Annotated in this window: 11 protein-coding genes; 10 read left to right on the top strand and 1 reads right to left on the bottom strand. The window is 52.3% G+C overall.

Annotated features, from left to right (window positions below; genetic code table 11):
- Positions 1-200 precede the first annotated feature (200 nt).
- The 10 genes from EPA93_RS41145 (at position 201) to EPA93_RS41100 (ending at position 12,975) form a co-directional block, all read left to right on the top strand.
- Positions 201-986, top strand: a complete 786-nt coding sequence (locus EPA93_RS41145; RefSeq protein ID WP_129893108.1) for a zinc ribbon domain-containing protein — start codon at positions 201-203, stop codon at positions 984-986.
- Between the two features lie 119 nt (positions 987-1,105).
- On the top strand, positions 1,106-2,161 hold the full coding sequence (gene waaF, locus EPA93_RS41140; protein ID WP_277988700.1) for a lipopolysaccharide heptosyltransferase II: 1,056 nt from the start codon (positions 1,106-1,108) through the stop codon (positions 2,159-2,161).
- Positions 2,158-2,397: a glycosyltransferase family 9 protein gene (locus tag EPA93_RS41135; RefSeq protein ID WP_129893106.1), complete on the top strand. Its 240-nt coding sequence runs from the start codon at positions 2,158-2,160 to the stop codon at positions 2,395-2,397. The genes waaF (EPA93_RS41140) and EPA93_RS41135 overlap by 4 nt, the downstream gene beginning before the upstream one ends.
- A 26-nt stretch (positions 2,398-2,423) precedes the next feature.
- Entirely contained in the window at positions 2,424-3,386 is a 963-nt protein-coding gene (locus EPA93_RS41130) for a glycosyltransferase family 9 protein (RefSeq protein ID WP_129893105.1), read from the top strand.
- A gap of 206 nt (positions 3,387-3,592) precedes the next feature.
- Entirely contained in the window at positions 3,593-5,353 is a 1,761-nt protein-coding gene (locus EPA93_RS41125; protein ID WP_129893104.1) for a peptide ABC transporter substrate-binding protein, read from the top strand.
- Positions 5,354-5,605: 252 nt separating this feature from the next.
- A complete protein-coding gene (locus tag EPA93_RS41120) occupies positions 5,606-7,351 on the top strand; it encodes a peptide ABC transporter substrate-binding protein (protein ID WP_129893103.1) in 1,746 nt (581 codons plus the stop codon).
- Between the two features lie 265 nt (positions 7,352-7,616).
- Positions 7,617-8,408, top strand: coding sequence for a DUF3891 family protein (locus EPA93_RS41115; protein WP_129893102.1), 792 nt, complete (start codon positions 7,617-7,619; stop codon positions 8,406-8,408).
- 204 nt (positions 8,409-8,612) lie between these two features.
- On the top strand, positions 8,613-9,932 hold the full coding sequence (gene waaF / locus EPA93_RS41110; protein WP_129893101.1) for a lipopolysaccharide heptosyltransferase II: 1,320 nt from the start codon (positions 8,613-8,615) through the stop codon (positions 9,930-9,932).
- Positions 9,929-10,756 carry a GNAT family N-acetyltransferase gene (locus tag EPA93_RS41105; protein ID WP_129893100.1) on the top strand — a complete coding sequence of 276 codons (828 nt, stop codon included), beginning with the start codon at positions 9,929-9,931 and terminating at the stop codon, positions 10,754-10,756. The genes waaF (EPA93_RS41110) and EPA93_RS41105 overlap by 4 nt, the downstream gene beginning before the upstream one ends.
- A 17-nt stretch (positions 10,757-10,773) precedes the next feature.
- The gene (locus EPA93_RS41100) at positions 10,774-12,975 is read left to right on the top strand and encodes a glycosyltransferase family 9 protein (protein WP_129893099.1); all 2,202 of its coding nucleotides are present in this window, start codon (positions 10,774-10,776) and stop codon (positions 12,973-12,975) included.
- Positions 12,976-13,044: 69 nt separating this feature from the next.
- Here EPA93_RS41100 and EPA93_RS41095 read toward each other — a convergent pair whose 3' ends face one another.
- A complete protein-coding gene (locus tag EPA93_RS41095; RefSeq protein WP_129893098.1) occupies positions 13,045-14,319 on the bottom strand; it encodes a radical SAM family protein in 1,275 nt (424 codons plus the stop codon).
- Positions 14,320-14,328: the final 9 nt, after the last annotated feature.

The following is a 14,328-nucleotide window of genomic DNA, read 5'->3' as shown; positions in this document are numbered from 1 at the left end:
ACAGAAGTCCTGGTTAAGAAATGTCGCAACACAAGCTGGCAATTTACGGCGCGATCCAGCAAATTGCCCTGCACCACCTTACCAGGGAAAGCTCAAGCTTCTCCGTTTGTTCTTCATTGCTCGACTTCCCTCCCCGGCTTTGCTATAATGGCAGGGTCAGAATAGTTAAAAAAGCCACTCAGCAAAAGGGATGTAAGCTCATGAACATTTGGGACTCAGTACAACGTGGCTTGGAGAAAGCTACGCAAGAGGCGGCGCGAATCGCCAAGGCCCAGCGTCTCCGTTCCACGATTGATAATTTGTCGCGCCAGATTAATACGGGACAGCAGATGCTTTTCAGCAGAACTATGGAGCTCTTTGCTACCGGGCAACTCACACAGAGCGAGCTTCTTTCCCTCTGTCAGGAGCTAGTAAGCCTGCGCCAGCAGTTGGAACAGGCTCAAGTAGAGCTTAAAGCTACGCAGGGCCAGGGCGTTCCGTTGCCAGGAGCTCAGCCAGGCCCTTCAACGGCAGCCACAAATCTTGCTCAGCCTGCCCAGCCTTCTACAGGCCCGCATCCCCAAGCTGGAGATCTTGCATATATACCACCTACACCGGCATATCAATCACACTTTGACCCGACGATTCCCGTCACCGTTCCACCTCCACCGCCGGGCGTCAACACGGCAATAAGTTCTCTTGACACTATCTCTATGCCCGCCGGAACGTCTTCTTCTGGAACAGTGCCGCGCTGCACCAATTGCAACGTCGAGATTGTGCCTGGCAATATCTATTGCCATAATTGTGGCGCCCCTACCCAGGATAGCGACCTGTTCCATCTGCCAACGGTGCGTGGAAGCGCATCCGAGCAGAGCTACGCTGTTGCGGATCAGCAAACCGTGCAAGACACAGCAGCAATGTCAATCGAGACCGGAGAAGTGGAGAGCGGCAATCTGCATCTCCAGAGCTCAAAAGAGCCGCAAATCGAAAAAGACGGAGGACAATAGCTCTGCGTCAGCAAATTATTACTGCGTTATGCACCCTGCTACGCGTTCCTTTTGCAGCCCTTGACGGCGTTCGTAGCCCTTTTGTAGCACGCGCCCGCCGACAGCCACGCTCCATTGTTGTGATCAAACCCTGCTGTCTTGGCGACCTGATTATGACTACACCACTGCTAGAAGTTATTCGTAGCAACTATCCCGAGGCAACTATTACTTATGTGGCGGGAAGCTGGTCCAAGGTTATTGCAGAGCATCAGCCTGCTGTGGATATCGTTATCGATAGCCAGACAGTTGGAATAAGCGGGCGCTATAGCCTTAGCGATTATCTCAAGCTGGCCCAGCGTTTACGCCAGCGCCACTTTGATCTCGCCTTTGTTTTAGATCGCTCTCCTATGCTCGCGCTCCTTCCCTGGTTGGCAGGAATACCACGCCGCGTCGGACCCGATAGTCTGGGTCGCGGCTTTGCGCTTACCGATAAGGTTGCAGTCTCTACCTCGCCTGAACAGTTGGAGCACCAGGCTGAGATCTATCTCAATCTCGCCCGTGCGATAGGGCTTACGGTCCAGCATCCCCACATGCACTTCCAACCGACAGCTGAAGAGAGGCAGAGCGCGCTACATGCTTCGGGCTTGCAGATAGCTGTTTTTCCCGGAGGAGGAAGCAACCCGGGAATGGAGTTAACAGCCAAACGCTGGCCCCTGGCACGCTATAGAGCCCTGGTAGATAGATTGGTTAAGGAGCGCCAGGCCCGCGTGCTCCTTATCGGTGGGCCCGATGATACAGCCCTGACACAGGCCATCCTGAATGAGCTCGATGTCCCGGAAGGCACTGTCATTGACCTTGCCGGGAAGTTGAGCATTGGTCAGTTGGCGGCTCAACTCGAAGCCTGCTCACTCTTCATTGGCAACGATAGTAGTCCGATGCACCTGGCTGCGGCTGTAGGCATTCCAGTAATCGCCATCTTTGGCCCCACCAGTCCCCAGGAGTACGGACCCTATCCTCTGGATGAAGCCAAACATGTAGCCATCTGGCGCCATCCTACAGGACGGCCCTGCTTTTTCCTGGGCCAGATGCAAGCCTGCGCTAACTGCACATGTATGGCCTCCGTGAGCGTTGATGATGTATGGGAGGCGGTAGAGCGCCTTACCTCCAGTGCGCAAAGCAAGGAGGTTGCTTCATGAAGCGCCTGCTCAGGCTTCTTATCCTGGCAATTGTACGCGTTCTGGGTGTGCCTGGCGCCTATATGGCCACCAGGAGCGCCCAACGGCACTTATCAGCCAATCCACGCATTTTGCTCATCCGTCCCGATCATCTTGGAGATCTGGTCCTGACCACGCCGATCTTACATGCGCTTCAGCAGCACCTTCCTGCTGCCCAGATCACAATGATGGTTGGCCCTGGTCAAAAGAGGTTGTAGCACGTCATCCGGCTATCAATCAGCTCATGAGCTGCCCTTTTCCCGGTTTTCAGCGCGCGCCACAAGGCCCCTTAGAGCCCTATAAGCTTTTGCTCAGGACAGCTCAGCAGCTGCGCAGAGAAAACTATGCAATGGCGATCAACCTGCGTCCCGATTTCTGGTGGGGAGCTGCGCTTATCTATCTCGCAGCAATCCCACGCCGCATCGGCTATGCTATAGAGCCGGGCACACCCTTCCTGACGCACGCACTGCCCTTTCCAGCGCACGAGCACGCCAGCATATCCAATCTGCGCCTGATCAGTGCCAGTCTTCAGGCTCTTGGCTACGAGCCGCTCGACGAGCTATATACGCCCGAGCGCTACCCGCTGCAATTTACGCCCACACCGGCTGAACAGCAATGGGCAAGCGAACATCTGCAAGCAGAAGGCCTTAGTCCCGAACAGCCAATCGTCGTCATCCACGCCGGTACAGGAGGCGAGGTCAAGCTCTGGCGTCCCGAAGCCTGGGCGACTTGCGCTAATCGGCTTGCCTCGCTGCCACAATTTTCCACGGCGCCACAGCTCGTACTCACGGGGAGTCAGCAAGAGCGGCCAATGCTAGAAGAAATCGCGCGAAAGCTGGATGCCCCCGCACTTCTCCTCACAAATACCACGGTGGGCCAACTTGCCGCGCTATTACAACGCGCTCAACTGGTCCTGGGAGTAGATAACGGACCGCTGCACCTGGCGGTTGCCCAGGGAGTGCCTACAGTGAATCTCTTCGGTCCGACCGACACCCGCATCTTCGGCCCCTGGGGTCCAGCAGCGCGCCACATCGCCATTGCCTCAAAGCAACGTTGTCAAGGCTGCGCAACGATTCCTTGCGGCCGCCTCGACTTTACAGCAGAGGAAGTAGCTCAGCATCCCTGTGTGCGCAGCATCTCAGAGCAGCAGGTTTTACAGGCTATTGCCAACCTGGCGACTCAGCCAATGCCCAAACAGGTTTCATAGAGCGTTTTCTCTATGAAGCCTGCGCTATATACCAGGCCCGGGCAAGCCTCACCAAGCAGTGTTCTCCGCATAACTCAACAATCAATATTTCCTAATGGATATATTACTAGTGAGAAATGCCCTTATTTGGGACGTAATACTATACAAGCGTGCAGTGTATAGTCCTCGCTAGCTCAGGTATCCTCGACCAAAAAGGAGATAGGCCCATGCCCTTGCGCAAAACGATCACCTGGAAACTCATGTTTCCTTTAGGCATCATTACTCTTATCACATTACTTACCGCCTGTGGAGGAGGCGGAACCAACACGACAACTACTCCTACATCAAATAAATTGCCCGAAGATAAACAGATCTTTGTCTGGCCCTACGAAGGCGTACAAGATATCGCTACGCTCGATCCCGCCCATCAATCAGATGTCTATTCCGCCCAATCTATTGAGCTGCTATTCAACGGACTCGTACAGGTCAACAATAAAGGCGAAATTGTTCCCGACCTGGCTGCAAGCTACACAATCAGCCCCGATGGGCTACGCTGGACTTTTAAGCTGCGCGACGATGCAAAGTTTAGCGACGGCAATCCCGTGACATCTGAAGATGTTGTCTATAGCCTTGATCGGGCGCTTCAACCTGCCACCAAATCTAACTTTGCTGCCAACTTCCTGGGTCCAATTAAAGATGCGAAAAAGCTCTCAGCAGGTAAAATCAAAACGCTCATCGGCACAAGCCTGCTGGCCCCTGATCCAAAGACCGTCACAATCGTGACCGAAAAGAAAATAGCTTATTTCCTTGATGCCCTGACAGCTACCAGTGTGGCATACATAGTTGAAAAAAGCTTTGTGCAAAAGTATGGTCAGGATTTCATTAACCATCTTGGCGAAGGAGGCGGTGCTGGTCTGTGGAAGATCTCCAAGTACCAGCACAACAAAGAGCTCGATTTTGTGCCCAACACATACTATTACGGGCAAAAGCCGCAACTGAAGCTACTAGTACGCCCATTCACCAATTCTATTGATACCAGCTACAAAGACTATCAAGTCAACAATTCCGACATGGCAAGCGTTCCTACGCCTAATCTCGCGCAAGCCAAAGCTCTCCCGGATGGACAATTCCACCAGGACCCTGCCTTGCGCATCAATTTCATCGCTCTCAACTACATGGTCAAGCCGTTTGACAACACGAAAATTCGCCAGGCTTTCGCTCTTGCTCTCAATAAGGACGAGATAGCGCAGAAAGTCTTCAAGGGCACGCTTGTTCCGACAAACCATATTATCCCAGAGGGTGCGGCTGGCTATAATCCCAATCTTGTTGGCCCTGCTGGCGCAAAAACCACATCTGGAGACCCTGCGCTCGCCAAAAAGCTTTTCGAAGAAGGCTTGCAGGAGGAAGGCCTGACCCGCGCAACTATGCCGCAGATCGTCTTCTCGGTTTCCTCAAATGGTTCGCAAGATATGCGTAACGCATTCGCCGTCATGCAGCAGATGTGGCAAGCAGCGCTCAATATTCAGGTAAAAATCAATGATATGGAGTTCAATCAGCTCGTGACCAGCATCACCGGTTCGGCCGGCAATACTAATGTTATGGCCACGATTATTGGTTGGAGCGGAACCGCCGATCCGCAAAACTGGACTTCTAATCAGTTCAGCCCTGGCTCGGGCACCAACTTCTCAAACTATGACCAGAATAAAACTCCCCTGATGGAGCAGCAAAATAAGGTCATAGAGCTACTGGCAAAAGCAGATGCCAATACTGAGAATCACGATGAGCGTATGCAGCAATATCAGCAGGCCGAACAGCAACTTGTGGATCAGGTGTCCTGGATACCTTACACCCAGAAAACCACTGTTTATGTCTTGAAGCCCTGCGTAGAGGATTGGCACGGCGGTGCATTTAGCCCAACAGCCGGTGACTGGGCCAACATCCATATCTCTAACAAGGCTCCTTGCGCTAACACAAGCAGTTACCAATAGCCTTCTATAGCAGAAGTGGAACGGATCTCACCAGTTCGTTCCACTTCTGCCTTCTTCAAGAGCCCCCCTTATAATTTGCCAGTGCAAAGCTAGCACCTCACAACGCCAGGAATCCTGACCGAATGCAAGCTATATCGACGAGAAATAAGCGAAACATGATAACGTATATCAATTAACTAGTTTTTTTGCTAGTTCCACGTTTATCTTCATAATTTGTTTCGTCCCACGTATTGGTGAAAGGAGATATCTTTCATGCAATGGAGCACGAGAGCCACCTGGAAGTTCCTCACATTTGCCGCCATCGTCCTCACTACGCTCTTAGCCTCCTGTAGCAGCCCTAGCAGTCCGACGACAGGACAGGTTAGCAAGGCTCCCGATAAGCAACAGGTTCTTGCCTGGCCTTATGAAGGGATTAGCGATATCGCCACGCTTGATCCTGCCCTTGCCACTGATGCCTATTCAGGCGCTGCGATCGGCCTTATCTATAGCGGACTGGTTCAGTATAATAGCCAGGGCAAACTTATACCTGATCTGGCCTCAAGCTATTCTACCAGCTCAGATGGCCTGACCTGGACCTTCAAACTGCGGGATAATGCTAAGTGGAGCGACGGTACCCCTGTCACATCAGCTGATGTAGTCTATAGCTACAATCGCGTTCTGCTCCCTGATACTAAAGCAGGCTTTGCTAATTTTCTGGCTCCGATCAAAGATTCTGACAAGCTGCAAGCCGGCAAGCTTAAAACGCTTATCGGCGATAGCCTGCTGGCTCCAGATCCGCATACAGCCATCATCAAAACAAGCGTGCCAGCAGCTTATTTTCTTGATGGACTCACGTTCCAGGAAGGCTATATTGTTGAAAAACAAGCAGTTGAGAAATATGGCAAGGATTTCACTCAACACCTGAATCAAGGCGGTGGCAGCGGAGCCTGGATCGTCTCCAAATTTGATCACGGTAAGGAAATCGACTTTACCCCCAATCCCTACTACTTTGGGAAAAAGCCACAGCTAAGAATGATTGCGCGTCCTTTCTTTTCCACGGCAGATACAAGCTATCGTTCTTATCAGGTGAATGGACTCGATTTTGCGACAGTGCCCAAGGTAAAGCTCGACGAAGCCAAAGCGCTACCCGATCACCAATTTCACCAGGACCTGGCGCTACAGATCAGCTTCTTTCTGATGAACTATCTGGTGAAGCCTTTTGACAACATCAAAATTCGCCAGGCTTTTGCTCTCGCTCTCAATAAGGATGAGATTACGCAGAAAATCTATAAAGGCACCTACATTCCCTCAAACCATATCATACCGCAAGGCGCTAACGGCTATAATCCTAATCTGATAGGCCCGGCTGGTGTGAAAGGTACAGCTGGCGATCCCAAACTTGCCCGTCAACTCTTTGATGAAGGCTTAAAGGAAGAGGGCCTGACCCGCGCGACGTTGCCACCCATTGTCTTCTCGGTCACATCGGGCGGCGCTGAGGATGCGCGCAATCTCTTCGCTGTAGCTCAGCAAATGTGGCAAAACAATCTAGGTATCAATGTCAAAATAGATGATATGGATACCAATAAACTCATCTCGTCCATCGTTGGCTCTGTTGGCAATAGTAATGTTATGGCCGCATCCATAGCCTGGGGCGGAACGCCCGATCCCGAAAACTGGACAAATAATCAGTTTGGCAAAGGTTCAGGGACAAATCTCCCTAACTATGGTCAGAACAGCTCTTCTGATGCGGCTCAGCAACTGCAAACTCAGCAGCTCATTCAAAAAGCCGATGCCAATACGACAGACCAGGCCCAGCGTATGCAGCAATATGATCAGGCAGAGCAGCAACTTGTCAACGACGTAGCCTGGCTTCCGATCTTTCAGGTAAGGAACCTCTATGTTCTCAAGCCCTGCGTGGTCAACTGGAGCAGCCTGACCTATGGAACCACTCCCGATGACATGGCAAAGATGTACATCACTACTCAGTCGCCATGCGCTAACACAAGCCACTATCAATAAACAGTTCTCCAAGGCAGGGCCGCTCTCTCCGGGCGCGCCCTACCTCTCTTCCTCTCGGCGAACCTTCTGACATTCCTTGCGCTCGATGGCAGAACCAGGCAAAAATTTGCCCTTCTCACAGCAACATCAAATAGTAGCGAAAAGCCTCTCAAGACTGCCGAAATCTATCTTCTTCTCTGTTTGGCAGGTTGAATATCATACAATCAGGATAGAGTAATCCCTCTTTATGGCTATATGAAAATATTATTGGGAAAGGCTAGCACATATGTTATACCGCGAAGATAAGGGCGGTCTGATTGCTATCGGTCAACCCGCTCATGCCTGGCTCGCCGGACAAATAGCTAGAGCCTGGGGCAATGAGCAGTTTGGCTATTTCTCTCCCTACGAGGAAGTTTGCCTGGCCGCTGCGCAGCACGATATAGCCCATGCAGTCTGGGAAACCGCGCCCGCGCTTAATCCGCACACGGGTCGCCCCTATAGCTTTCTGGATACCCCACAGCCTATGCGACTCTCCATTATCTCCAGCGCTTCTTCTCTTGAGATCCCGCAGAGTCGTTACGCGGCGCTCCTCGTCTCTATGCACTTCACCAGCCTGTATGAGGACTTCGATAAGCCGCGCCTTGCCCAAGAGCCGAACCAGGACTGGCAAGCGTTTAGCGACCATGAATATGCACTTCAGCAAGAACTGCTCAATGGATTGCGCCAGGACCCCTACTACTCTACCTACGCGAAACCAGAGATTATCGCACGCAATCAGAAATTGATACGAGCCTGGGATGCCCTATCGCTTCTTCTCTGCTTCGGCAGGTCCCAGCCGAGAACCATTGCGCAGGTGCCCGCCAGCACAGCCTTTACAACCCTGACGCTCACACCCCAAAGCGAGGATACAACCAGGATGACTCTCAATCCCTGGCCATTTGAGAAGAAGAGCGTGACCTTTATCTGCGAAGGAAGACGCTTAGAGCAAACCTTTACAGACCAGGACAAGATGCGCCAGGCCCTGACCCAGGCCCCCTGGATCACCTTGCGCTTCCAACTGAGGCCTGAAGATGCCTGAGCCTTCAGCACTCAATCCCGTGATGGGATTTAGCCATTCGCATTAGTTGGTATGCCAGCCCATACCGACGATACTCTATGCCCCGAGACCCGGCTCAAGCCCATCATCACCGGTGGCTCAACTGGTTGCGGGGATTGCAACTTTCTATAAGTGTCCCTATAATGCAGTCACAGAAAGCTCAATGATTGATTTACAGGAATTAAGATGACACAAATAACACAGCCAGACAGCATAGATGATTATGGCTATCCATCCCAACCAACCTCACAGCGCAAGCTCCGCAATACTGTGGTGCATGGAAGCAAGCACGCGCTACTCACTGCTATTTACTTCCTGCTAGGCGGCTATGGGGCCTATCTCAGGTTGCAGCAAGGCTTCAAGCACTATCAACCCTTACGAGCTTACAATTTCTTCCCCAGGCGCATTCTGGTGATTCGCCTCGATCTCATCGGCGATCTAGTGCTTTCATTGACTGTCGTACGAGCCTTAAAGCGCACCTATCCAGACGCCGAGATTGATCTATTGGCTTTGCCCTCCAGCGCTAAAGTTATAGCTGCCGATCCCGATATTAGCAATGTCATTACATACGATCCAAATATCTGGCGGCGTCCCAAAGCCTTACTACAGCCCCAGCACTGGCATGAGGCTAAGCAGCTGCAACAGCGCTTGCAGGCTCGCCACTACGATCTTGCCGTAAGTGTCTTTGGCCCGTGGGCCAGCATCCTGGCTCTGCTCAGCGGAGCTAAAAGACGCCTTGGCTTTGCCCAGGAAAGCTATCCAGGCTTCTTAACCGATAAAGTTGCCGGCCAGCATTGGGGCCCACAAGATCATCAGCACGAGGTAGATTATTGCCTGCAATTGGCCAGAGCCGCCGGAGTCGAAGTCATTCCCGAGGATCGCATTCCGCGCCTTTATGTGGATGAGCAAGCACGCCACGAAATCGCACAAATGCTCAAGGCAGCGGGCATGCAGGAAAAGCTGCCTTTAATTGCCTGCCATGTCAGCTCAAATAATGGACAATCCAAGCGCTGGCCTATTCCATACTGGGCTACGCTCATAGATCGTCTCATGCAAGAAGATCACTGTAATGTAGTTCTCACAGGCGCTCCCGCTGATATCCCACTTATTGAGAAGATCACACGGCGCCTGCATGCCCATCCCATCAATCTGGCCGGAAAAACAAGTCTGGCCCAACTCGCCGCTCTGCTCCAGCACGCCGATCTGATGATCACTGGCGATAGCGGACCTATGCACATTGCTGCGGCCGTGGGTACTCCATTGATAGCTATTCATGGTCCTACAGATCCGGCCTTAAGTGGTCCAGTCAGCCCCCAAGCCACCATCTTGCGTAGCGACATCTGGTGCAGCCCTTGCTATGATGCCAAAAGCCCGGCTGACTGTAGATTCTTTACAACACAATGTATGAAAAATATTACGCCAACCCAGGTCTATTCCATAGTTTGTGAGAAATTACAGCAAGATTCTCATAGACCAGTAGAGCATAAGGAGTCCCAACATTCATGAGCAAAATATTCAAGAACTTAGCAGATCCGGAGCTTCCCGCCGCCGCAGAAGCCAACCTCTCTGGTGAGATGGCCTGCTTTGGCCAGGGTTTAGCTGGCGCTGAACTCCATGAGGATGCAGAACTGCTCTGGTTTTATACTGGCCGCCCTTATCTCAATGGCGTCCTGATCTCGCACTTTCTCGACGAAGATCCTGCCTATGTTGACCGTAGAATCAATGAAACGCTCGACCTTTTTAAAGCGCGCAAGGTAGACTTTATTGGCTGGTCCATAGGCCCTTCGACGCGACCCGCCCACCTGGCCAGGCAGCTAGAAGCTCATGGCTTCACGTATGCAGATAAAACAATCGGCATGGTAGCCGATATTCAAGCTATCGGCGAAGAGCCCGTTCAACTTCCCCCAACCTTTGAAATCAAAGAGGCTGAAGACGCAGAAACCCTAAAAAACTTACGCGCTATCGAGATCCAGGGCTTTGACTCAAAGCCCGAAAAGGCGCAGAACTACTACGAATGCTACGTCTCTATTGGCTTTGGAGCTGGCAAGCAGTGGCATCATTATCTTGGCTGGCAAGATGGCGTCCCCGTCGCCATGGGCTCATTATTCTTACACGCTGGTGTAGCGGGCATCTATGGTATCGCCACCATTCCAGAAGCGAGGCGAAAAGGCTATGGCACAATTATGACCCAACATATTTTGCATGAGATCCGTAAGCTAGGATATAGAATAGCAGTTCTCTCGCCGACTGAGATGAGTGAAAATATTTATCGCCGTCTCGGTTTTCAGGATTACTGCACTATACGACACTATGACCGATCTCTGTTCTAGGAACTAGCGAGAAAACTATGCATAAAAGTCATATCACGCTTCCAGCAAACGCCCATATTCTCGTGGTCAAGCTGGCTGGCATTGGAGACTTGCTTCTTTCCACGCCGGCGCTACGAGCGCTGCGCGAGAGCTATCCACTGGCTCGTATCGATCTGCTGGTCACGCCAGATTCAGCGGGTCTGCTTAACGACTGGGAGGTTATCGACAATATTATCGTCCTTAATAAATATCTCTTTGATTACCCCCAGCAGATGATTAAGCATCCCCATAATTTGCTCCACCTCACGCCTCTCTGGCATACCTTGCGCGATGGACATTATGATGCAGTATTGCTCTTTCACCACCTCACGCTTCGCTTTGGACGCTATAAGCACCAGGCCCTCATGCGCGCTACTGGCGCTAGATGGCGCATAGGCCTTGACAACGGGCATGGCTGGTTTTTGAACGTGCGCGTCCCCGACCAGGGCTTTGGCGCAATGCACGAGGCCGAATATAGCATGGCTATCGCGCAAGCCGCCGGAGCCACCATTAAGAACAAGCGCTTGGAACTACCTCTTAGCGAAAAGGAGCAAGCAGAGGGGCGCCAACTGATATATGAAGATCATTCCCCGCTAGACCTGCCACGTCCCATCATCGCTATGCATCCGGGCAGCGGCGGTTATAGCACGGCGCGCCGCTGGGCTCCAGAACGCTTTGCCGCCCTGGCCGATACGCTATTTGAGGATGCAGGGGGTCAGCTCGTGTTAATGGGCGGGCCAGAAGAGGTCGAGCTACATCAGCATATTAGCAGCCTGATGCGCTCAGCTATGCCTGTGCGCAGCCTGGCCGGCAAAGGGAGTATCAAAGTTGCCGCGGCGGCCCTACAACATGCCGATCTCCTTGTAGGCAACGATTCGGCACTTATGCATCTGGCTACAGCAGTTGGAACGCCAACCGTGGCCATCTTTGGCCTCACTAACCATAAAGCCTGGGGCCCTTACACTGGCGATCCAACCTCTAAACTGGCAACTGTAGTGCGCCTCGATCTTCCCTGCATGCCCTGCTTCTATCGCGACCATTCGCTTGGCACACCAGAGGGATGTTCTACCCGCGACTGTCTGGCCTTGCTAGACGTTGATCCGGTAGCAGTTGCCGCGCGCAGGATGCTGCGTGAAACCACGAAAATTACTACAACAGCCATCCCAACTATTTCCGGGCGCTCTGCAGAACTGAAGCCAGACCTGACCCAGGGCTCAGATCTCGAAGAAGTGACACTTGCGCCCGCACAAACGCCGGCGGCAGATATCCCAGCGCCGCCCGCACAAAGCGCAGAATCTGGGTTTTCCGCAGAGCCAGGACTCGCACTGGAGCCACAGCCTTCGCCCGCTGAAAATTCTGAGCCGGAGCCACAAACTCAGTCTGGAATTCCCGAAGAGATTCCTGAGACGTCTGATGCCACGCCAGCTCATAGATTACTCGCCTATCGCCCTCTAGAGCCATTCGTAGAGCAAGAATGGATTAACTATCCTCAGGAGTTTGGCATACGGCCAGAGCATGTACCGGAGCTGATCCAACTTGCCACGAATAAAGAGCTGATCCGCGACGAGGCCAATGATTTTGAATTTGCCGCTCCCGTCCACGCCTTGCGTGCCTTGACGCAACTACAGGCGAAAGAAGCAGTCGAGCCTCTACTTCCACTTTTTACCGAGCTCAACAACGATTGGATGGCAGAGGCCCTACAGGAATTTTATGGCACGATTGGAGCAGAGGCCCTGCCCCGGCTGAGCGCATTTATAGCAGATGCAAAGCAGGAGCTCTACCCACGCCGCGCGGCAATTCAGGCTATCAGTAGAATCTGCGCCAGGCATCCGCATGAGCGCCAGGCCTGCATCGCTCTCCTGACCCAGCAATTAGAGCACTTTGCAGAGAATCCAGCACTTTTGAACGCTTTCCTCATTAATAATCTCGTCGAAATGAAAGCCACAGAGGCCGATGCACTCATTCAGAGCGCTTTTGAAGCGGGAAAAGTGGATAGAAACGTGTGCGTCTCCTGGGAGAAGCCCCAGGAAGAGCAAGCCGCAGTTGAGCGGCAAGTGAGTGTACTTCACTTCACCTACGAGCCGAAGAGGACTGAGCAATTCGGTCCATTACTAAGCACCAATTCTAGAAAATACGAGATTAATAAACGCGCCAAACATAAAATAGCTAAAGAGTCGCGCAAAAAAAATAGGAAAAAATAGGTAGGGAATGTGGAGAAGGGGCCAGGATTGCCAAACCCTTCAGAGCCCCTTTCTACACGTTTCTCAACATTATGCCTCGGTAGACGAGCCAACCAGCTGACGTTTCACCGGGCGGGTGAAATTCCCGATCTCGACCTCCGGCGCTTCCCGTCTCAATATCTCAAGCATAGCCGGAATCCCCAAAGCCTTGCCCATAGAATCCAGATCCGGCATGCGCGGCAAGAATACTTCGGGATCAATATTAAGATTGCGCAACTGGATGAGCTTCAATCCGGTTTCTTTGATGAGGGAGAGTAAAGATTCGACTTCACGCTCGCGATCAACCAGGCCAGGAAAGCTAAGTAGATTAATAGAGCTATGCACCCCGGCATCACCTGCACGCCTCAACGACTCTTTCACATCTTCAAAGCTATATCCGATCGGGCGATAGTAAGCTGTATATGTCTCGGGGTGGCCTGAGATAGTGCTAACGCGGATCGTATCCAGGCCGGCATCGTAGAGACGTTGTACCCAGCGTGGATTGCTACCATTTGTATTAATATTGATCACGCCTTTATCGGTACGTGCCCTCATCGCCCTGATGGCCAGCTCTATACGCCGCCATTGCAATAGTGGCTCTCCCTCACAACCCTGGCCAAAGCTCACAATAGCCTCCTCGGCCTGCTCCAGGTGAGGTATCGCAACCTCTACGATCTCCTCCACGCTGGGAATAAAGGTAAGCCGATCTTGAGGAGAGATCAAATTATCCTCTTCCTGCTTGGAGATACAGCCGATGCAGCGCGAATTACAGCCAGGAGAAACCGCGATGGCCATCTCCCAGCGCCCAAAGAAAAGATTGCTTGCCGTAGGACAGGCATAATCCAGAGCACAGTGCGCGTGCTGCTGCACAATACGATTAGCGCTATAGGTTGCTTGCTTCTCACGGACCAGCTGTTCTAAGGTGTGCTTATTAAAAGCGCGTGGGTGCCACTTATGAGGATTATCAGTCTTGAGAGCGGCCACGTAGAGACGCCCATGCATTCCCGCAATTGCGCTATAGCCAAAGAAAGGTAAAGGCTCAGTATCGGGAACCTTCTCATAGGCAGGCAAGAGCGTGCGTGTAAACCCAATCGGCAATAAAGCCGCCATGGCCCAGCCGCGCGTTTTGCCTATAACCTGGCGCTCACCATTGCGCTTAAGCCCCACAGCGAGACGATCAGGCATCATCGAAAGTGTCACCCCATCAGGCAAAGGAATCAAATCAGCTGGCTTGAGAGGACGATCACCGAAGGCGAGCGCCTGTAAACGAGGCTCCTCGCGTATCTCCCCATCAGGAGTACTATAGATCAGATATGGATTTGACATTACTATCCC

This window comes from Ktedonosporobacter rubrisoli, from assembly GCF_004208415.1.
In the GTDB taxonomy this organism is placed as follows: Bacteria; Chloroflexota; Ktedonobacteria; order Ktedonobacterales; family Ktedonobacteraceae; genus Ktedonosporobacter; species Ktedonosporobacter rubrisoli.
This window is presented reverse-complemented; position numbering and strand designations above follow the sequence as displayed.